The 19,849-nt window shown below is 60.9% G+C and carries 16 protein-coding genes; 11 read left to right on the top strand and 5 right to left on the bottom strand.

Features of this window, described 5'->3' with window-relative positions; all coding sequences use genetic code 11:
- The first annotated feature begins 339 nt into the window (after nt 1-339).
- The 3 genes from carA to leuA all read left to right on the top strand — a co-directional run bounded on the left by carA (nt 340) and on the right by leuA (nt 6,869).
- Nucleotides 340-1,476 carry a glutamine-hydrolyzing carbamoyl-phosphate synthase small subunit gene (carA, locus tag ACB031_RS08705; RefSeq protein ID WP_017766693.1) on the top strand — a complete coding sequence of 379 codons (1,137 nt, stop codon included), beginning with the start codon at nt 340-342 and terminating at the stop codon, nt 1,474-1,476.
- A 16-nt stretch (nt 1,477-1,492) separates the two neighbouring features.
- A complete protein-coding gene (gene carB / locus ACB031_RS08710; RefSeq protein WP_005302601.1) occupies nt 1,493-4,729 on the top strand; it encodes a carbamoyl-phosphate synthase large subunit in 3,237 nt (1,078 codons plus the stop codon).
- 481 nt (nt 4,730-5,210) lie between these two features.
- Nucleotides 5,211-6,869, top strand: a complete 1,659-nt coding sequence (leuA, locus tag ACB031_RS08715) for a 2-isopropylmalate synthase (RefSeq protein WP_371139388.1) — start codon at nt 5,211-5,213, stop codon at nt 6,867-6,869.
- A 65-nt stretch (nt 6,870-6,934) separates the two neighbouring features.
- Here the strand turns inward: leuA and ACB031_RS08720 are convergent, their stop codons facing one another.
- Nucleotides 6,935-7,963 carry a sterol desaturase family protein gene (locus ACB031_RS08720; protein ID WP_371139389.1) on the bottom strand — a complete coding sequence of 343 codons (1,029 nt, stop codon included), beginning with the start codon at nt 7,961-7,963 and terminating at the stop codon, nt 6,935-6,937.
- A 235-nt stretch (nt 7,964-8,198) separates the two neighbouring features.
- Between ACB031_RS08720 and ACB031_RS08725 the strand changes: the two genes are divergently transcribed.
- Nucleotides 8,199-9,371, top strand: a complete 1,173-nt coding sequence (locus ACB031_RS08725) for a DUF1615 domain-containing protein (RefSeq protein WP_371139390.1) — start codon at nt 8,199-8,201, stop codon at nt 9,369-9,371.
- A gap of 53 nt (nt 9,372-9,424) precedes the next feature.
- On the opposite strand, the gene ACB031_RS08730 is transcribed toward ACB031_RS08725, so the two are convergent.
- From ACB031_RS08730 to ACB031_RS08740, 3 genes are all read right to left on the bottom strand, one after another.
- Nucleotides 9,425-10,243 (bottom strand): haloacid dehalogenase-like hydrolase, encoded by an 819-nt coding sequence (locus ACB031_RS08730; RefSeq protein WP_124250716.1) that lies wholly within the window; start codon nt 10,241-10,243, stop codon nt 9,425-9,427.
- A 17-nt stretch (nt 10,244-10,260) separates the two neighbouring features.
- Complete coding sequence (locus tag ACB031_RS08735) at nt 10,261-10,851, bottom strand: hypothetical protein (protein WP_371139391.1); 591 nt, start codon at nt 10,849-10,851, stop codon at nt 10,261-10,263.
- A gap of 68 nt (nt 10,852-10,919) precedes the next feature.
- A complete protein-coding gene (locus tag ACB031_RS08740; protein WP_124250718.1) occupies nt 10,920-11,162 on the bottom strand; it encodes a hypothetical protein in 243 nt (80 codons plus the stop codon).
- A gap of 316 nt (nt 11,163-11,478) precedes the next feature.
- Between ACB031_RS08740 and ACB031_RS08745 the strand changes: the two genes are divergently transcribed.
- Nucleotides 11,479-11,850 (top strand): hypothetical protein, encoded by a 372-nt coding sequence (locus ACB031_RS08745; protein ID WP_017780757.1) that lies wholly within the window; start codon nt 11,479-11,481, stop codon nt 11,848-11,850.
- A 127-nt stretch (nt 11,851-11,977) separates the two neighbouring features.
- On the opposite strand, the gene ACB031_RS08750 is transcribed toward ACB031_RS08745, so the two are convergent.
- The gene (locus ACB031_RS08750) at nt 11,978-12,940 is read right to left on the bottom strand and encodes a hypothetical protein (RefSeq protein WP_371139392.1); all 963 of its coding nucleotides are present in this window, start codon (nt 12,938-12,940) and stop codon (nt 11,978-11,980) included.
- Nucleotides 12,941-13,162: 222 nt separating this feature from the next.
- Here ACB031_RS08750 and ACB031_RS08755 point away from each other — a divergent pair, with 222 nt between their 5' ends.
- The 6 genes from ACB031_RS08755 (at nt 13,163) to ACB031_RS08780 (ending at nt 19,824) form a co-directional block, all read left to right on the top strand.
- The gene (locus ACB031_RS08755; RefSeq protein WP_017785940.1) at nt 13,163-14,746 is read left to right on the top strand and encodes a CHASE4 domain-containing protein; all 1,584 of its coding nucleotides are present in this window, start codon (nt 13,163-13,165) and stop codon (nt 14,744-14,746) included.
- 218 nt (nt 14,747-14,964) lie between these two features.
- Nucleotides 14,965-15,615: a DedA family protein gene (locus ACB031_RS08760; RefSeq protein WP_010633561.1), complete on the top strand. Its 651-nt coding sequence runs from the start codon at nt 14,965-14,967 to the stop codon at nt 15,613-15,615.
- 98 nt (nt 15,616-15,713) lie between these two features.
- Nucleotides 15,714-16,247 (top strand): spermidine N1-acetyltransferase, encoded by a 534-nt coding sequence (speG, locus tag ACB031_RS08765; protein WP_017783097.1) that lies wholly within the window; start codon nt 15,714-15,716, stop codon nt 16,245-16,247.
- A 227-nt stretch (nt 16,248-16,474) separates the two neighbouring features.
- The gene (locus ACB031_RS08770; protein ID WP_005302574.1) at nt 16,475-17,770 is read left to right on the top strand and encodes a DEAD/DEAH box helicase; all 1,296 of its coding nucleotides are present in this window, start codon (nt 16,475-16,477) and stop codon (nt 17,768-17,770) included.
- A 95-nt stretch (nt 17,771-17,865) separates the two neighbouring features.
- The gene (locus ACB031_RS08775; protein WP_371139393.1) at nt 17,866-18,513 is read left to right on the top strand and encodes a DUF2913 family protein; all 648 of its coding nucleotides are present in this window, start codon (nt 17,866-17,868) and stop codon (nt 18,511-18,513) included.
- Nucleotides 18,514-18,780: 267 nt separating this feature from the next.
- A complete protein-coding gene (locus tag ACB031_RS08780) occupies nt 18,781-19,824 on the top strand; it encodes a M35 family metallo-endopeptidase (RefSeq protein ID WP_019840285.1) in 1,044 nt (347 codons plus the stop codon).
- Nucleotides 19,825-19,849: the final 25 nt, after the last annotated feature.

Genomic DNA, 19,849 nt, shown 5'->3' on the forward strand with positions numbered 1-19,849 from the left:
TTTTTTATATGAAACTTCATTGCATTGTTTTTTAAGGATTAAAAATTGGTTTTTGTATCAATGATGGTCTCTTGGTCTGGATTGGCAGCAACTTTTGCCTTTTCTTTTCAGGGAGGGGGTTGCAAAGCAATGAAGTGCATAGATAATGGGTAATGTTGCTTGTTTATTGAATTTAGATGCATTTCGAATGAGAAAAGACGTTGAAATGCGATCGTTTTTAAGTAGAATGCGCCCAATTTGCCAGAAATCTGCCGGGTTCGAGTCCTGTCCAAGGCCGGAATCGAGCCCGCAACACCCAGGTAAATTGCTGAATTTAAAGCTAAATAACTGGAGGTTGTCTTGAATCACACTGCATTGCTAGTGCTGGAAGATGGAACTGTGTTCAAAGGCGTGTCGATAGGCGCCGAGGGATGTTCCGTTGGTGAAGTGGTTTTCAATACGTCGATGACGGGCTATCAGGAAATCCTCACCGATCCCTCTTATTCCCGTCAGATAGTCACCCTCACTTACCCCCATATAGGCAACACCGGCACCAACAGCGAAGATGAAGAGTCCAGTCAAATCCACGCTCAGGGATTGATCATCCGGGACCTTCCGATACTTGCCTCCAATTTCCGCAATCAGCAATCCCTCTCCGATTACCTCAAGTCCCACAACATCGTTGGCATCGCCGACATCGACACCCGCAAGCTGACCCGCATCCTGCGCGAGAAAGGCGCCCAGGCTGGCTGCATTCTGGCCGGGAAACAGGTTGATGAAGCCTATGCCCTCGAACAGGCGCGCGCCTTCCCCGGTCTGAAGGGGATGGACCTGGCCAAAGAGGTCACGGTTGGCGAGGCGTACAACTGGACCGAAGGGAGCTGGCAGCTTGGCAAGGGGCACGTCACCCCGGATGCCGACCAGCTCAAATACCACGTGGTGGCCTACGACTTTGGCGTCAAGCGCAACATCCTGCGCATGCTGGTGGACCGCGGCTGCCGCCTGACCGTGGTGCCGGCCAAGACCCCGGCTGCCGAGGTACTGGCGCTGAACCCGGATGGCATCTTCCTCTCCAACGGCCCAGGTGACCCCGAGCCGTGCGACTACGCCATCGAGGCCATCAAGACCTTCCTTGATACCAACACCCCGGTGTTTGGCATCTGCCTGGGTCACCAGCTGCTGGGTCTCGCCTCCGGTGCCAAGACCGTCAAGATGAAGTTTGGCCACCACGGTGCCAACCACCCGGTGAAGAGCCTGGACGACAACACAGTGATGATCACCGCCCAGAACCACGGCTTCGCAGTGGACGAGAACAGCTTGCCGGAGTGCCTGCGCGCCACCCACGTCTCCCTGTTCGATGGGTCCCTGCAGGGCATCCATCGCACCGACCGTCCGGCCTTCAGCTTCCAGGGTCACCCCGAAGCGAGCCCGGGCCCGCACGACTGTGCCGGTCTGTTCGACCACTTTATTGAATTGATTAAGCAGTATCGCGCCTAAGAGGATAAAGAGAGCCATGCCAAAACGTAACGACCTTCAGAGCATCCTGATCCTCGGCGCCGGCCCCATCGTCATCGGCCAGGCCTGCGAATTCGACTACTCCGGCGCCCAGGCGTGCAAGGCCCTGCGCGAGGAGGGCTACCGCGTCATCCTGGTGAACTCCAACCCGGCCACCATCATGACCGACCCGGAGATGGCCGACGCCACCTACATCGAGCCCATCACCTGGGAAGTGGTGCGCGAGATCATCAAGAAAGAACGCCCGGACGCCATCCTGCCCACCATGGGCGGCCAGACCGCACTGAACTGTGCGCTGGATCTGGAGAAGCACGGCGTGCTGGCCGAATTCGGCGTCGAGATGATCGGTGCCACCGCCGACGCCATCGACAAGGCCGAAGACCGCTCCCGCTTTGACAAGGCGATGCGCAGCATCGGCCTGGAGTGCCCGCGCGCAGGCATCGCCCACAACATGGAAGAAGCCTGGAAAGTGCAGGCCGAAGTGGGCTTCCCCTGCATCATCCGTCCCTCCTTCACCATGGGCGGCTCCGGTGGCGGCATCGCCTACAACACCGAAGAGTTCGTCGAGATCTGCGAGCGCGGCCTGGATCTGTCGCCGACCAAGGAGCTGCTCATCGACGAGTCGCTGATCGGCTGGAAAGAGTACGAGATGGAGGTGGTGCGCGATCGCAACGACAACTGCATCATCGTCTGCGCCATCGAGAACTTCGACCCCATGGGCATCCACACCGGTGACTCCATCACGGTCGCGCCAGCCCAGACGCTGACCGACAAGGAGTACCAGATCATGCGCAACGCCTCCATGGCGGTGCTGCGCGAGATCGGCGTCGAGACCGGTGGCTCCAACGTCCAGTTCGGCATCAACCCCAAAGACGGCCGCATGGTCATCATCGAGATGAACCCGCGGGTGTCTCGCTCCTCTGCGCTCGCCTCCAAGGCGACCGGTTTCCCCATCGCCAAGATTGCCGCCAAGCTCGCCATCGGTTACACCCTGGACGAGCTGATGAACGACATCACCGGCGGTCGCACTCCGGCCTCTTTCGAGCCGGCCATCGACTACGTGGTCACCAAGGTGCCGCGCTTCAACTTCGAGAAGTTCGCCGGCGCCAACGACCGTCTGACCACCCAGATGAAGTCCGTCGGTGAAGTGATGGCCATCGGCCGCAACTTCCAGGAGTCCCTGCACAAGGCCCTGCGTGGCCTGGAGACCGGCAAGACCGGCTTCGACCCCATGCTGGATCTCAACGCCCCTGACGCCCTGACCCGCATCCGCCACGAGCTGCAGGATGCCGGCAGCGACCGCATCTTCTACATCGCCGACGCCTTCCGGGCCGGTCTCTCCATGGACGGCGTATTCCGCCTGACCAAGATTGACCCCTGGTTCCTGGTGCAGATTGAAGAGCTGGTGAAACTCGAAGAGCAGGTGAAAGAGCGCGGCATGGCGGGTCTGGATGCCGACTTCCTGCGGGCCCTCAAGCGCAAGGGCTTTGCCGACGCCCGTCTGGCCAAGATCCTCGGCGTGGCCGAAGGTGAAGTGCGTAAATTGCGTGCCCGCCACAACATCTTCCCGGTCTACAAGCGGGTCGATACCTGCGCCGCCGAGTTCGCCACCAACACCGCCTACATGTATTCGAGCTATGACGAGGAGTGCGAGGCCAACCCCACCAACCGCGACAAGATCATGGTCATCGGTGGCGGCCCGAACCGTATCGGTCAGGGCATCGAGTTTGACTACTGCTGCGTGCACGCGGCGCTGGCCCTGCGCGAAGACGGTTACGAGACCATCATGGTCAACTGCAACCCGGAAACCGTCTCCACCGACTACGACACCTCGGACCGCCTCTACTTCGAGCCGGTCACCCTGGAAGACGTGCTGGAGATCGTGCGGGTCGAGCAGCCCAAGGGCGTCATCGTCCAGTACGGTGGCCAGACTCCGCTCAAGCTTGCGCGAGCATTGGAGGCCAACGGCGTGCCGGTCATCGGTACCAGCCCCGATGCCATCGACCGCGCCGAAGACCGCGAGCGCTTCCAGTCCGCCGTGGAGCGCCTGGGTCTCAAACAGCCGGAAAACGGCACCGTCACCGCCCTGGAGCAGGCGGTGCTGACCGCCGAGCGCATCACCTACCCGCTGGTGGTGCGCCCCTCCTACGTGCTGGGTGGCCGCGCCATGGAGATCGTCTATGACGAGCAGGACCTGCGCCGCTACTTCGCCGAGGCGGTGAGCGTCTCCAACGAATCGCCGGTACTGCTGGACCGCTTCCTGGACGACGCCACCGAGGTGGACGTGGACGCCATCTGCGACGGCGTGGACGTGGTCATCGGCGGCATCATGGAGCACATCGAACAGGCCGGCATCCACTCCGGTGACTCCGCCTGCTCCCTGCCGCCCTACACCTTGTCCAAGGCCATTCAGGACGAGATGCGCGAGCAGGTGCGTAAACTGGCGCTGGAGCTTGGCGTAGTGGGCCTGATGAACGTGCAGTTCGCGGTGAAAGACAACGAGATCTACCTCATCGAGGTGAACCCCCGTGCCGCCCGTACTGTGCCGTTCGTCTCCAAGGCCACCGGTGCGCCGCTGGCCAAGATTGCCGCCCGCGTCATGGCCGGTCAGAGCCTGAAAGAGCAGGGTTTCACCAGCGAGATCATCCCGCCCTACTACTCGGTGAAAGAGGTAGTGCTGCCGTTCGCCAAGTTCCCGGGTGTGGACCCGCTGCTGGGCCCGGAGATGCGCAGTACAGGTGAAGTGATGGGGGTGGGCAGCAGCTTTGCCGAGGCGTATGCCAAGGCGCAGCTGGGTGCCGGTCACCAGGTGCCGCGCGAAGGTCGCGCCCTGCTCTCCGTGCGCCACGGCGACAAGGAGCGGGTGGTCAACCTGGCCGCCAAGCTGCTGGAGCTGGGCTATGACCTCGACGCCACCCACGGCACTGCGGTGACCTTGGGTGAGGCGAGCATCAACCCGCGCCTGGTCAACAAGGTGCACGAGGGCCGTCCGCACATTCTGGATCGCATCAAGAATGGCGAGTACACCTACATCGTCAACACCGCCGAGGGCCGCCGCGCCATCGAGGACTCCAAGCAGCTGCGCCGTGGCGCCCTGCAGCACAAGGTGGCATACACCACCACGCTGCACGCGGCGTTCGCCACCTGCATGGCCATCACAGTCGATGCTACCGCCAACGTGAGCTCGGTGCAGGAGCTGCACCAGAAGGTCGAGAGCCAGCTGAAGAGCCGCTAAGAGCGCGTGATGAAGGAGGGACGCCTCCTTCGTGACCCGATAAAACCCCGCCAGCGATGGCGGGGTTTTTTATTGGCCGAAGGCTGCGGGACAGAGGGGAAAATGCATGGTCAGGGAACCTGAGGGAGATAGTCACTCAATAATCAGATAAAACATCACAATGATTGTGCAATAGATGTATTTGACAGCGCTCTTTGCAATCTCTCACCCGCGTCGCCTCTCTATACTGGGTTCTCGTCACAGGAGTCAACGGATCAGATCGTCTGCGCCTGCCGATGCAGGGGCGAACAGATCGGGCCCGCAGCCTTATCGGGTTGTGCGGCCGACCCTTCTTACCGGGAAGGGCCACAGGATACCGGGCGTGGGGTTACCGCCTCGCGACTCGTCAGGGCCGGCATTACCGCGCCGCCCCGCTTCCCTCTCTTCGTCCCTCTGTCAGCCGCCAGTCAGCCGTTCGTCTATCAGCCAAGGGAATCAGAATATGAGCTTCGATCATCGCAAATACCGCCGTGCCCCCGTCATCAATCTGGCGGATCGCCAGTGGCCCAACCGGGTGCTGGAGCGGGCGCCGCTCTGGTGCGCCGTGGACCTGCGCGACGGCAACCAGGCGCTGGTCGAGCCGATGACGGTGGCGCAGAAGCTGCAGATGTGGGCGCTGATGGTGCACATCGGCTTCAAGCACATCGAGGTGGGCTTCCCGGCAGCCTCCCAGCCCGATTTCGACTTCGTGCGCGAGCTTATCGACCGCAACCTCATCCCCGATGACGTCACCATCCAGGTGCTGGTACAGGCGCGCGAAGATCTGATTGCCCGTACCTTCGAGGCCCTCAAGGGGGCCAAGCGGGCCATCGTCCATGTCTACAACTCGGTCAACCCGACCCAGCGCAACTATGTGTTCAACACAGGTCGCGACGGGGTCAAGGCCATCGCCGTGCAGGGGGCGCGCTGGGTGCGGGAGTATGCGGCCCGCAATCCGGGCGCCGAGTGGAGCTTTCAGTACTCGCCGGAGAGCTTCAGCAGCACCGAGGTGGAGTTTGCCGTCGAGGTGTGTGACGCCGTTATCGATGAGTGGCGCAGCGCAGCCCGCCCCATGATCCTGAATCTGCCCGCCACGGTGGAGGTGAGCACCCCCAACGTGTTTGCGGATCAGGTGGAGTGGTTCTGCCGCAATTTGAAGGCGCGACCCGAGGTGAGCATCTCCATCCACACCCACAACGATCGGGGCTGCGGGGTGGCCGCCGCTGAGCTGGCGGTGCTGGCGGGGGCGGATCGCATCGAGGGCACCCTGCTCGGCAACGGCGAGCGCACCGGCAACATGGACATCGTCACCATGGCCATGAACCTCTACAGCCAGGGGATCGACCCCGAGCTCAACCTCTCCGACATGGATGCCATCGTCGCCACCGTGGGGGCCTGTACCCAGATTGCCCTGCACCCGCGCCATCCCTATGCCGGCGAGCTGGTCTACACCGCGTTTTCCGGCAGCCACCAGGATGCCATCCGCAAATCCCTGGCGGCAGAAAAACCGGATCACTACTGGGACGTGGCTTACCTGCCCATCGATCCTGCCGATCTCGGTCGCAGTTACGAGGCGGTGATCCGCATCAACAGCCAGTCCGGCAAGGGCGGGGTCACCTACCTGCTGGAGCGCGACCTTGGTCTGCAGTTGCCGCGCTGGCTGCAAATTGACTTCAGCCGCCGGGTTCAGGCCGAGGCTGAGGCCAGCAGCAGCGAAATCAGCCCGGAGCAGATCCGCACCCTGTTCGAGCGCCACTATCTCGAACCCGCCCATGGCTATCGCATCGGTCGCTTCCAGCTCGGTCGCGACAGCCAGGAGAGTTTGCGCCTCGAGCTGCAGACCCCGACCGGCTCGCTGCAGCTGAGCGGTGAAGGGGAGGGGGCCATCACGGCCCTGGTCAACGGCTGGCAGCGCCAGACCGGGATGCACATCGACGTGCTGGATTACTCCGAGCATGCCTTAAGCGCCGGTACCGAGTCCCGCGCGGCGGCCTACGTGCTGCTGAGCGTCGACGGGACCCGCACCTGCGGGGTGGCCATCGGCCGCGATGTGGTCAGCGCCTCCCTGCAGGCGGTGATCAATGGCGCCGCCCAGATAGAGGCGCTGCGCCAGAGCGCCTGATCCAGCACGCTTCTTCGCCAATAAAAAACGCCACTGCAAGGTGGCGTTTTTTATGGCTGCCAGGCTCAATCGGCCATCGCATTACGCCCGCGCGGGCGCGGCAGGATGCGCCACAGCTTGAGTGCGGTGACCAGGAAGGGGCGCAGGATGAGCGCGCTCAGGTGGCTGTAGCGCTCGTTGTCCCTGGGACCGACCCCGAAAGAGAGTGGCTCGGGTTGGCTGTTGGTCACATAGAGGGTGCCGAACCACCAGTCCCAGAGCGAGAGGTTGGTGCCGAAGTTGTGGTTGAAGTGGCGGGGATCACGGCTGTGGTGGATCTGGTGCTGGGCCGGGCTGTTGAAGACATGTTCGAGCCGCGGGCCAAACGAGAGCCAGACATGGGTGTGGCGCAGGTTGGCAGCCAGGGAGTTAAACAGCAGCACCAGGTAGCTCACCCCGAACAGGGTGTAGGGGCGCACTGTGCCGCCACACAGCCAGTGGAAGGCGCCGGCGTAGAGGGCAAGACAGCTCCCCTTGGCCAGCATCTCGCACAGCTTCTCCACCAGATGGATGCGGCTCGCTGTCGGCGGCACCATGACGGTCGCGCTGTGGTGTACCTTGTGAAACTCCCAGAGCCAGCGACTGTGGAAGGCGCGGTGCAGCCAGTAATGCACCAGATCGCTGATGAGAAAGACGCCCAGACCGTAGAGCATCATCAGCCAGCTCGCCTCGGCCAGCCGGGGACGCTCCCCCCACAGCCGGGTCAGGGCAGACTGGACATCCTCAGCCTGCAGCAGCCAGGGGTGGAGCAGGGCCAGGATCGGCAGGATCAGCGCCACATGGAGCAGCGCCCGCACCAGATAGTATTGGTAGTCGAGCAGAGCCGAGGGGTGCAGCCAGACGGCCCGCCCCCCGAGAAAACCGGCAAAGCTGCGGGCGCCGGGATCTCCCTGGCGGCGTCGATAGCGATAGAGCAGGTAGGCGATCGTGCCCGAGATCAGCAAGAAGGGGACACCCAGGCGCCCATTGAAATCGAGCAATCCGGTGAGGCAGTGCCAGAGCGGCGTGATCAGCCACCGCTGCACGGGGTCAAAGAGAAGGGTCAGTCTGTCCATGGGGTCTATACCGTGAGCGTCCGGGCGGCGGCATTCTAAATGTAAATCACTCTCGATAAAAGCTTATCAATGGGCCTTTGTCATCCTGGTTTGCGAGGGGATGACGGCAGGGGCTGTCAGGCACAATAGAACGCCGCGGCCATCAGGCTTTAGCCTTGTGGATCAATCCTCTACAATGAGCGACCATTTGCTCGACTGATACAGGTCGGGCACAGTCTCTGTACCGGATGCCTTGATGATCATGTCTCTATTCTCTCCTTCTGTGGTCGTGCGCGGGTTGCCGCTGCTCGTCACCTTGCTGCTCGCCGGTTGTGCCAGCGAGCCGCCTGCACCGGCCACGCCGTCGACCTCGGTGACCCCGGCGGGGCGTCCCATTCCCAAGGCGATGCAGCCGCAAAAGCCGGCCGACATGAAGAGCCGCATCGTCACCTTCTTGCCGCGCAATGTGGTGGACAAGCCGGGCTGGGCCAACGACGTGGTGACGGCGCTCACCAGTCAGGGGCTGACGGTGAGCGATCACAACGTCTGTACCGTGCTGGCGGTGGCGGAGCAGGAGGCCACCTACCAGGCCGACCCCGTGGTGCCGGGTCTTGGCAAGATCGCCTGGAAGGAGATCAATGCCCGCGCCGGCAAGCTGCTGATCCCTGAGTTTGTGGTGCGCACCGCGCTCTCCATCAAATCCCCCACCGGCAAAACCTACGCCGAGCGCATCGACAAGTTGCGTACCGAGCGGGAGATGAGCGAGATCTTTGAAGACATGATCGGGGAGGTGCCGATGGGCAAGCAGCTCTTTGGCAACATGAACCCGGTGCGTACCGGCGGCCCCATGCAGGTGAGCGTCGCCTTTGCCGAGGCCAACACCCGCGGCTACCCCTATCCGGTCAAGGATTCCATTCGCCACGAGGTGTTCACCCGCCGCGGTGGCATCTGGTTTGGCACCAAGCACATCTTCGGCTACCCGGCCGACTACCCCGACACCCTCTATCGCTTCGCCGACTTCAATGCGGGCTGGTACGCGAGCCGCAATGCCGCCTTCCAGGCCGCAGTGAGCCGGCTGAGCGGCAAGACCCTGGCGCTGGACGGGGATCTCATTCGCTATGACTCCGATCTGCCGGGCAAGACAGAGCTCGCGGTTCATGCCATCGCCAGCCAGCTCAGCATGAGCAAGCAGGCCATCCACCAGAGCCTCAAGCTCGGCGATACTGCCGAATTTGGCCAGAGCGACCTCTATCACAGGGTCTTCACCCTGGCCGACAAGCAGGCGGGCAAACGGCTGCCGCGCGCCATCCTGCCCGGCATCCAGCTGAAAAGCCCCAAGATCACCCGCAACCTCACCACCGCCTGGTTTGCCAAGCGGGTGGATGAACGCGAGCAGCGCTGCGTGCAGAAGATGGCGACGATCCGTTGATACCTTTCAACAACAAAGGCGGCCAATTGGCCGCCTTTGTTTATAGTTAAGAACTATCCCTTTCTTTTAAATAGCCTCAATAAGCCTTTTACTGTTACGTCTAGGTGACTGCCTTCATCATACAGAGCAGGGACGACATAATCAGCTCTTTCTTCGGATATTAGCTTTTCTACTTTATCTTGAGTTGATTTTAGAGACCATTTTTTGTTGTCAAAGACAGCAATAGACCTGCCACCTTGATACCTCACCATTTTCATAGATGGAATATCTGTGTCGCCATCACCAAGATATATCATTCTCTGAAATGGTATGTCTCTATCTTGAAGTTCAATGAATTTATTTACTTCCCCATTATCCCATGAATTATGAATTCCTTTGTTTATTCTAAATAAGAATTGTGTTTTGGTTGTATAGTTAATCGCTTGTGCGGGCCACGTTGCGTAGCGCTGATTTTCAGAGTAGTGATATTTGCAAGCATATATATCACGAAATTTGTCTCCAATACATGTTCCTCTAATCATTGCATCAAGGCCACTTGATATGATGTAATGCTCCAGTTCTAGGTCAATACTTTCAGCAAAGCTGTTAATTCTATCGAACCATGAATCAACGCCACTAAATAAAGGAATTGATTGTCCATGCGTCATTAGTTTTTCTGTACTAAGGACATCAGATTGAAGCATGTTAGCCCTCTCTGCTAGCATACCAAGGTAGGTCAATATTTCATCGCCGTCATCGTACATTGCCCTACGTTTTACGCTGGCCCAAAATTCAGGTATATCAGTTATCTCTAATTCGGGCATAACCCCATGCTGGGCACAATCACCTTCCGCTAAGGTTCCATCAAAATCATAAATTAGTGCGCACTTCATGAATAATCCTCTAAAAGTTAAATCGGCCAGTTCTGCTCAATCCATAATATTTCCCGACACACTTTCTCCTCCATTCTGTCTCTGTCAGAGGTAAGTCTGAACTCTTGGCCGGAATGCAGATCAAGAACTATATATTCTGCACCAACCTCTTGAATTGCTTCATGCATTAAATAGCAGATATAGTCAGCTCGCTCTTTGGTCATTCTTTGCTTCTCGGTAAAATGGAGCTTGACATGAGTTCGGACGCCATTTATCAATGCGCTCAGCTCGGGATTGCAATGGATAGTTGTGCTATTAAAAACAAAGGACTCTCGCAATGATGCATATACATCAATGTTCTTACCTGACTGCCACTTAATAAAATTATGAGCTAGGCGTTCAAATTTTATTTTTTTACTGGAGTCTTTTTGCTTTCGTGATATTTCGATCAGGTACGAAACATGTCTCTTTTGGCTAAAAAGTGACTTTATAGCTGTTCTAAGTTGCAAGTAGTAATCTTTATAGTGTGCATAATCCCCTCTTAGTGCAATCTGCTTAAGTTTTGTGTGTTTAGGTGAGCCAGTTGCAACAGCAATATTAGTGAAATCTGAGATAGCTAACTCTGGCATATAACATCCTTATTTAAATATGTGAATTTGGTGATCCGCTCAGGAGTAAGTGTCCTTTAGTTCGATGTTTAGTTCTTAATAGGGAGCCGGTTGCGGTATTGTTGATAGCTAGGACAGCCCCAGAAACTATTGCCCTTGGTATCTCCCCATTTGCTGGTCATCAGTACCGTGTTGTGGCAAGCCGGCGCCGGATCTGCATTCCGTGCATTGAGCTTGAGGAAGGGACTGATCAGGATCAGTCGCTCCTTGGCGTCCTTGATCAGTTCTTCAAGAAAGTAATTGGTTGCACTGGTATTGAGGAACTTGGCCATGGTGATGTCCTTGTCGATCTCTTCCGTCTGGGGAGCCCCTGATATCCATGGTTGGTGCAGCAGACAAGGGCGTTCTCTTTTTATACAGGGTCATCTGGCAATGTTAAATCACTCAATGATGAAAAAGTGCGAGCGGGATCAAGCGGTTGGTCGTGACAGCCTGGCGTAGGGAGCCGCGTTGAGGGAGGCCCCCTGTGCTATGCGATGAAAACTGGTTAGGATTGCCACCTTTTTGTAAAGCAAGATCGGGTTGCCTGCTGACAACCCGTTTACCTTGTGCCACGGCAATACCATATGAACCGGGAAGGAAGTCATCATGACAAACGCCATACTCTTTAGCCTGCTGCTCGCTGGCTCTGCCGCGAGTGCGACGGAATTGACCGTGCAGCCACTGTCAGCGCAAAGCCGTTACATCGAGATCCCTGCCCAGGGTGGCCCCGTGTGGCAGTTCGAAAGAGAGGGGGAGCGGGTGAAGGTGACACGCGACAGTCAGGACGCGGGTGTCTACCACATCACCATCTTGCAGCTGGGCAAGAGTGGCGAGCGGCGCGAGCTCAGCAACCAGGTCTTCCTCTCTCCGGGGCCGGCAAAAGTGATAGGCGGTGTGTCTGATAGCCAGCGGGGCATGACGGTCTATTTGGTGTCCCTGGCCGCCACCTTTGACGAGGAAGGCGGCACAACGCCCTGAGCCAGCGGCGCAGGCAAATAAGTGCGGGGGGGGGGCCTGGAGGTGCATCGCCAGCCCGATGCTGTCGCCGTGGAGACTGAACCCATTGCGAAGCCAGCGGCGCAGGCAAATAAATGCAGGGGTTGGCCTAGAAGCTCATCGCCAGCCCGACACCGTAGCCGCTGGTGTTGTGGCTGAACATATAACGGGCCACCAGCCGGGTGCGGGTGACGAAGATATCGTACTTGCTGCTGTCGAGCTCCAGCCCGAGGCCGAGTGAGTTGAGGGAGTTGAAGCCGAGCAGGCCGCGCTGCTCGCCCAGGTATTCGGTGCGAGCCCCCTCCAGCACGTAGCGCACGGGTTTGCCCAGCAGCGTCAGACTGCCGATGGGGGCGCGGCGGCGCAGATAGAGGCCGAGGTTTTCGGCGTTGGCCTGGCCGGTCACGCTGGCGGCGGTGCCGCCAAAACTCTGCAGGTGCTGATAGGAGTAGCGCAGCTCGGCGTCGATGTCCTGAGCGGGGGAGAAGAGCTCGTAGTCCAGCATCATGGCGCCGCCGAGGCCATAGACGTCGAGCCGGCCGCCATCGAGAAAGTCGAGGTTCTTGCCGGTGTACTGGCCCAGCAGCCAGTTGCCGATGCGCAGATCGCTCGCCACCGTGCCGAGGGTCACGTTGCCGATGGGGCGCAGCACCAGGTTGCCGCCGTGTCTGTCCCGGTGCAGCCCTATGTCCCAGCCGATCCCGCCGGTGGCCGTCAGGCTGTTCCACTTGGTGGGGAGGGTGCGGCTCTCGCTGCCGTTGCTGATCACGAACTGGGGATCGTAGCGGCTGAATCCCAGGGTCCCTTCCAGATAAACCGGCACGCTCTCGCTCATGGTGGCGCCGCCGCCGACCTGGGTCATGTTGAGGGCCGAGGATTGATTGGTGCCGCTGCCGATGTTGATGTTGCTGGCGGTGATGTCGGGCACCACGGTAAAGGTCATCAGGGAGACCACCGCATTGGCGCGCTGTTGCACCCGCGACTCATCCTCGGCCATGGCCGGCTGGCCGAGGCCAAGCAGCGGGGTGAGCAGCAGGGCGCTGCGCAGCGGGTGAACGAGTGGTATGAGCATGGCGGGCTCCGTGACGCCTCTTGCGCTGAGGCACGGATACACTGTAGCGATTTTTGGCTGGCTTGGCAGCTCATATGCCGAGTCGAATGAACCTTTCCAGGCGACGTTTTCTCCCCGTGGCGAAGGGCTGAGCACCTTGGCGAGGTTTTTCGCACACAAGGCGGATGGCGAGGCAAAATCCATTAAACTCAATGGGTCACCTGTTCGGGAGTGTGGGTAAAGATGAAGATCAGCCGCAAGATTACGCTGACCATAGTGCTGACGCTGCTGCTGTTGCTGGGGGTCGGCTATGTCGGCCTCCATTATGTGGTGGGCAACAAGTTTGGCGAGCTGGAGCGCCTGAGTGTGGAGCGCAACCGCGAGCGGGTCAGGGCCGTGGTGCAGGCCGAACTGGATCAGCTCACCATACTGGGGCAGGACTGGTCCGAGTGGGATGACACCTACGCCTACATGGCGAGCCGTGATCCCGCCTATCTGGCGGCCAACCTCAACGCCCGCACCTTCGAGACCCTGGCGGTGGATCTGGTGGCTCTTTATGACGCCGACAAGCAGCCGCAGGTGGCCTTTGCCTATCACGGCGGCAAGCTGCTGGCGCAGACACCGGACGAGCTCGCGCCGCTCACCGACTATCTGGTGCGCTACGGCAGCCTCAAGCCCAATGGCGGCATCTGGTTTGACGGGGAGCGCTACTACCTGCTGGCCGCCACCCAGATCCTGACCAGCGAGGGGGAGGGGCCGAGCCGCGGCACCCTGCTGCTGCTCAAGGCTTTCAACACCCGACTGGTTCATCAGCTGCAAAAGCGCACTAATCTGTCGCTCTCGTTTCTCAGTCCGCAGCAGCTGGCCACCAGCCTGGGGGTCACCACCCTGGCCAGGCTCAGGGCCAATGACAGCCTGATCCTGCCGCAGGAGGAGCGGCTGCTCACCCTGGCCCAGATCGATACCCTGCGAGAGGAAGACCCCCTGATCTTTCGCTTCACCCTGCCGCGGGATCTGATGCTGGAGGGCAAGGCTGTCGAGCGGCGCATCTTCTGGCTGCTGAGCCTGGGGGTACTGCTGTTTGGCGGCCTGGTGCTGCTGATCCTCAACGGCTATATCGCCGCCCGCCTGCAGCGGTTGAGTGCCAATCTGCGGCTCATCGGCGAGGACGGCGCGGTGCGCCGCCTGCTGGTGGAGGGCAGTGACGAGATCTCCCAGGTGGCCGTCGACTGCAACCGGATGCTCGATCATCTCGACAGCCTGCGCCAGCAGCAGGCCGACAGCGAAGCCCGCCAGAAGCTGCAGCACGGCGCCCTCATTCACCTGGCCAAGAGCGATCTGCTGACCGGCGAGGATCCGGGCCAGGCCGCCCGTCACATCAACGAGGCGATCTGCGCCGGCACCGGGGCGGTGCGGGCCAGCGTCTGGTTCAGCGCCGAAGACAGGCAATCCATGTACTGCCAGGATCTCTTCTTCCTGCCCAAGCTCCACCATCAGCAGGGGTTTCACCTGCCCTATGCGCTGATCCAGGGGCGCTACGAATCCTCCAAGCCCGAGCACGAGCCCTGCCTCATCCTGCGCGAGCCCTACGATCTGACCCGCTTTGGCGCCATGCTGGCCCAGCTCGGGCTGGAGGGGCTCTCTGGCACCATTCTGATGGCGCCCCTCAAGCACGGGGATGAGCTGCTCGGTTTCATCATCGCCGAGCGGGCCCGGCTGGAAGAGGTCTGGCACCCGGACGAGCTCGCCTTCGTGCTGTCGGTGTGCGATCTCTCGGCCCAGACCCTGCTCACCCTCACCAAGCTGCAGCGGCTCAAATACAGCTGAGTGGCTGGATGGCCGGGGCCCGCACGACAGATGCGGGCCTCATTTTTTTAGGGCCCGCAGCCGATTATCTCGCCTATCCGTGACCTGTATTAATTTCTTGTTCACTTGGCCGGGTGTATAACGGGCCACCCTCAGGGAAGAGAGGGGTTGGCGACAGGGGAGGGTCTGCCGCACCGGAGGCCGTCGGGCCACCTCATGAAGTTGATGGGAGTCACCAGATGCAGGAGATGCTGCTTGCCATATGGCAACAGGACTTTGACCAATTGATCCAGATGCAGGCCGTGGGTCTGCTCGTCACCTGCCTGGTGGTGATCCTGTTTCTCGAATCGAGTTTCGTGTTCCTGCCCCTGCCCGGCGACAGCCTGGTGCTGCTGGCCGGCGGCTTGGTGGGCATGGGGGTGCTCGGCCCCGAGGTGACGCTGCTCTACATGCCGCTTGCCGCCGGGCTTGGCAGCCTCATCGCCTACGTGCAGGGCCAGGCGCTGCACGGCACCTCCTTCATGGGCCACGTGGAGCGAATGATCCCGGATGGCAGCCTGCCGCGAGCCTCGCGCCTGCTGCACAACTACGGCTTCTGGGCCATGTTCTCCTCCCGCTTCGTGCCATTCGTGCGGGTGTTGACGCCCATGCTGATGGGGGTCTCGCGTCTGCATCTGCCACGGGTGATGATCGCCAGCTTCGCCAGCGCCTTCCTCTGGGCCCTGGTATTGAGCCTGGTGGGCAAGTTCGTGATGGCGACCCCGGTGTTCGCCCAGCACCACGAGCTGCTGACCAAGTGCCTGCTGGTGACCTCCCTCGGCCTCTTCGTTATCGCCATGGCGGCCATCGCCATCCGTCTGCTCAAGCGACCGACCAACCGCATCCGCTAAGGGGGCAGGGGCCTTGCCCCCGTTTCTCCCCCTCTTCATGTCATGGCGCCGCCCCCTTTGGCTGGCCGGCGCCCTTCCAATCTGCAAGCAGGTACCTTATGTCATCCCCCGACACCCTGACCCTTCGTCCCCTCGAGCGCGAGGATCTCAAGTTCGTTCATCAGCTCAACAACAACGCCAGCATCATGCGCTACTGGTTCGAGGAGCCTTACGAGGCTTACATGGAGCTGGCCCAGCTCTATGACAAGCACATCCACGACCAGCATGAGCGCCGCTTCATCCTCGAGGTGGCAGGCAGCCAGGTGGGGCTGGTGGAGCTGGTGGACATTCGCAGCATCCATCGCCGCGCCGAATTCCAGATCATCATCGCCCCCGCCCATCAGGGGAAGGGGTATGCCAGGAGCGCAACCCTAAAGGCGATGACGTACGCCTTCAACGTGCTCAACCTGCACAAGCTCTATCTCATCGTCGATCGGGACAACGCCCGGGCCATCCACATCTATCAGGCGCTGGGGTTCGAGCCGGAAGGGGAGCTCAAAGAGGAGTTCTTCATCGATGGCCACTACCGCACCGCCATCCGCATGTGCCTGTTTCAGCGCGATTTCCAGGTAAGAAACGGGCGGGGAGGCTAAGCTGGAGCCAGCCCGGCCCGGCCCATGGGGAGCGATCCGGGACGCCGTGAAAAGGGGCGTTTTTGAGGCAGAATTTGCGCCGCCTATCTGTTACACTTCGCGCCCGCCATTTTCCGGCCACTCTCTGACTTGATGTCAGGCACAGCCGTCGGTGGTCATAGCCGACTTCTTGCTCATGCCGAGCCAACCAGGCCAGCCACAGTCCCGCTGGAACACAGGAACCCATTATGAGATTTGAATCGTTCGATTTTGCCCCCGAGATTTTGCGCGCCATCTCAGAGTGCGGTTATCAGGAGATGACCCCTGTGCAGAGCCAGGCCATCCCGGCCGTGCGCCGTGGCCGCGACCTGCTGGCCAGCGCCCAGACCGGCACCGGCAAGACCGCTGCCTTCGCCCTGCCGATCCTGCAGCGACTGGTGGACAATCCGGCGCCGGTGCAGCCTTCCAACGCCCGGGTGCTGATCCTGACCCCGACCCGCGAGCTGGCGGCTCAGGTGGCGAGCAACATCAATGACTTCGCCAAGTATCTGGATATCACCACCCTCACCATCGTTGGTGGCGGCAAGCAGGACGTGCAGGCCAAGCGGTTGAAAGCGGGCGCTCACATTATCGTGGCGACCCCGGGCCGTCTGCTCGAACACCTCACCGCCTGCAACCTGAGCCTCTCCGGGGTCGAGACCCTGGTGCTGGACGAAGCGGACCGCATCCTCGACATGGGCTTTAGCGCCGATGTGCAGAAGATCCTGCAGGCGGTCAACAAGACCCGCCAGAACCTGCTGTTCTCCGCCACCTTCTCCGAGGCGGTGAAGAAGCTGGCCAACCTGATGCTGGACAAGCCGCAGGTGGTGGCCGTCAACAAGCAGAACTCCACTGCCGACACCGTCAGCCACACCGTCTACCCGGTGGAGCAGAAGCGCAAGCGCGAGCTGCTCTCCGAGCTCATCGGCAAGCAGAACTGGCAGCAGGTGCTGGTGTTCGCCAGCACCCGCGAGAGCTGCGACGAGCTGGTGGAAGAGCTGAACCTGGATGGCATCAAGTCCGCCGTGGTGCACGGCGACAAGGCCCAGGGCAGCCGCCGCCGCGCCCTGCGCGAGTTCAGCGAAGGCAAGCTGCGGGTGCTGGTGGCCACCGAAGTGGCCGCGCGCGGGCTGGACATCCCGAACCTCGAATACGTGGTCAACTATGATCTGCCGTTCCTCGCCGAAGACTATGTGCACCGCATCGGCCGTACCGGTCGTGCCGGCAAGAGCGGCATGGCCATCTCTTTCGTCAGCCGTGAAGAAGAGCGCACCCTGCTGGAGATCGAGGCGCTGATCGGCCAGAAGATCCGCCGCATCATGGTGCCGGGCTACGAGGTGAGCAGCCGCGACGAGCTGATCAAGCAGCTGCAGGAGCGTCGTCGTTTCGGCAAGCGCCCCCAGCGTGAAGACAACGCCGCCGCCCAGGCCATGGCCGAGTCCAAGCTGCAGGGCCAACGCCTCAAGCGCCTGGCGGCCGCCAAGAAGCCGCGTCAGCCTAAATAAGGGCGCACGCTCTATTGAACCGCAAAGGCGCCACTGGCGCCTTTGCCTTCTCTGTCATCGGTGTTGACTCGTCGCGGTCAACTCAAGGATTGCTTATGACCTCTCCCACCTACAATCAGGCCCTGCTCGAGATGGCCAGCCAGAGCCTGGCCGAACTGGCCCGTACCGCCGAGCAGAAGGCTGGCAAGCGGACCCCGGCGCAAGAGAGCCACTTTCTCTGCAGCTGGATGGCGGAATCCCTCAAGGAGAAACGCTTCTCCCGGCTGGTGATGGAGGATTTGAAAGAGTGGGTGCAGCTGGGCCGCACCCTGGGGGCCGGCGCCGATCTCAAGGGGCTGCTTGAGCGGATCATTCGCCAGTATGAGCGGGCCACATGCGAACCGCTGCAGCTGGGGAGCAAGCTGGCGGCCCTGCTGGCCGAGCTCGTGGCCGAGGGTTGGTTAGTGATCATCGACAGCGAGGTGAGCGCCAAGCTGCGCCTGCAGTCGGGCGGTCAGCCTAGCCTCATCATCAGTACCAGCGAATATCAGGGCCATATCGAGGCGGGTGAGCTGGTCAAGCCGCTCACCCTCTATGTGCGCGGCGACGAGGCCCGACTGGCGCAAGGCGCCTTCACCCACGGCCTGCTGCTGAGCCAGGGCAACAAGAAGACCACCCTGGTCAAGCACCACAAGGCCTACCGGCTGGTGCCGGGCAATGCGCTGCCGGCGCTGGCCCTGCTGGTGGGCCCCAGCAAAGAGTGAGTGCCATTTGTCTGAGACCCCGGCCTGGTGCCGGGGTTTTTTATGGGCGCAATCCACCGGACAGAGAATGCAGAGAGGGGCAAGGGGGAGGGGCCGCGATTGTTGTCGCAGCAGCGAGGGATGCCCGGCGTTCCCCCTATCCTGGGGGGCGTCACCCATATGGTGGGATGGTCGCGGAAAAAAACTGCTCTAGGGTGGTTGAGCCCCAAAGAGGGCCTTGAAGGAAGCAAACCGCCTGACAAGGCGACACTCAATGAATGAGGAAACATGATGAAAGCGACTCCCATTGCCCTGTTGCTGGCCGGCGTGCTGGCCTCTCCGCTCTGCGCCGCCGGGCTCGATGCCAAGCTCACCCTGGTGGATGGCAGCAGCGACGACGTGCGCGTCAACCTGACCCTGACCAACACCGGGGACAAGCCGGTTCGCCTGCTCAAATGGCAACTGCCGGGCAGCGAGGATGCCCCCCTGTTCCTGGTGGAGCGGGATGGCCAGCAGGTCAGCTACGAGGGGGCCCTGATCAAGCGGGCTGCCCCGACCGACAAGGACTTCCAGCTGCTCAAGGCCGGCCAGAGCCTGACGGTGCAGGCCGAAGTCTCCGGTCTCTACGACATGAGCGCCCAGGGCCAGTACAGCATCCGCTACCTGCTGCCGACGCTGCCACAAGAGGCGAAAGCCGCCAAGGCCAAGCAGGCCCAGGCGAGTGAGTCCAATGCCGTGACCCTGTGGGTGGAAGGGGTGAGCGACGAACGGGTGCTGGCCAAGGCGGCTCCCCTGGTCGAGCCGCAGGCGGTGACCGCCTCGGTCAGTTTCAGCGGCCGCTGCACCAACACCCAGAAGAGCGACATCCTGGCGGCGCTCGATGCTGCCAGCGGCATCACCAACAACTCCAGCAGCTACCTGGCGGTGGACAAGCCGGATGGCCAGCGTTACCGCAGCTGGTTTGGCGCCTATGATGCGTCGCGCTGGGATCAGGCCGAGACCCACTTCAGCAAGATCAAGGATGCCATCGACAACAAGCCGCTCACCTTCGACTGTGGTTGCAAGCAGAGCTACTTTGCCTATGTCTATCCGGATCAGCCTTACAAGGTCTACCTGTGCAAGAGCTTCTGGACCGCACCGGTCAGCGGGACCGATTCCCGTGCCGGTACCATTGTTCACGAGCTGAGCCACTTCAATGTGGTGGCGGGCACCGACGATCTGGGTTACGGTCAGGCCAATGCCCGCAACCTGGCGAAGACGGATCCGGTCAAGGCGCTCAACAACGCCGACAACCACGAGTACTTCGCCGAAAACACGCCGAGCGAAAACTGATTTGCCGACCGGGGGCCGCAAGGCC

The organism is Aeromonas sp. S8(2024) (assembly GCF_041403085.1).
In the GTDB taxonomy this organism is placed as follows: Bacteria; Pseudomonadota; Gammaproteobacteria; order Enterobacterales; family Aeromonadaceae; genus Aeromonas; species Aeromonas dhakensis.

Bases quoted from the DNA above. Each gene is read 5' to 3' on its own strand.
- carB (WP_005302601.1), top strand. From the start codon at position 1,493: ATGCCAAAACGTAACGACCTTCAGAGCATCCTGATCCTCGGCGCCGGC.
- leuA (WP_371139388.1), top strand. From the start codon at position 5,211: ATGAGCTTCGATCATCGCAAATACCGCCGTGCCCCCGTCATCAATCTG.
- ACB031_RS08720 (WP_371139389.1), bottom strand. From the start codon at position 7,963: ATGGACAGACTGACCCTTCTCTTTGACCCCGTGCAGCGGTGGCTGATC.
- ACB031_RS08725 (WP_371139390.1), top strand. From the start codon at position 8,199: ATGATCATGTCTCTATTCTCTCCTTCTGTGGTCGTGCGCGGGTTGCCG.
- ACB031_RS08730 (WP_124250716.1), bottom strand. From the start codon at position 10,243: ATGAAGTGCGCACTAATTTATGATTTTGATGGAACCTTAGCGGAAGGT.
- ACB031_RS08735 (WP_371139391.1), bottom strand. From the start codon at position 10,851: ATGCCAGAGTTAGCTATCTCAGATTTCACTAATATTGCTGTTGCAACT.
- ACB031_RS08740 (WP_124250718.1), bottom strand. From the start codon at position 11,162: ATGGCCAAGTTCCTCAATACCAGTGCAACCAATTACTTTCTTGAAGAA.
- ACB031_RS08745 (WP_017780757.1), top strand. From the start codon at position 11,479: ATGACAAACGCCATACTCTTTAGCCTGCTGCTCGCTGGCTCTGCCGCG.
- ACB031_RS08750 (WP_371139392.1), bottom strand. From the start codon at position 12,940: ATGCTCATACCACTCGTTCACCCGCTGCGCAGCGCCCTGCTGCTCACC.
- ACB031_RS08755 (WP_017785940.1), top strand. From the start codon at position 13,163: ATGAAGATCAGCCGCAAGATTACGCTGACCATAGTGCTGACGCTGCTG.
- ACB031_RS08760 (WP_010633561.1), top strand. From the start codon at position 14,965: ATGCAGGAGATGCTGCTTGCCATATGGCAACAGGACTTTGACCAATTG.
- speG (WP_017783097.1), top strand. From the start codon at position 15,714: ATGTCATCCCCCGACACCCTGACCCTTCGTCCCCTCGAGCGCGAGGAT.
- ACB031_RS08770 (WP_005302574.1), top strand. From the start codon at position 16,475: ATGAGATTTGAATCGTTCGATTTTGCCCCCGAGATTTTGCGCGCCATC.
- ACB031_RS08775 (WP_371139393.1), top strand. From the start codon at position 17,866: ATGACCTCTCCCACCTACAATCAGGCCCTGCTCGAGATGGCCAGCCAG.
- ACB031_RS08780 (WP_019840285.1), top strand. From the start codon at position 18,781: ATGATGAAAGCGACTCCCATTGCCCTGTTGCTGGCCGGCGTGCTGGCC.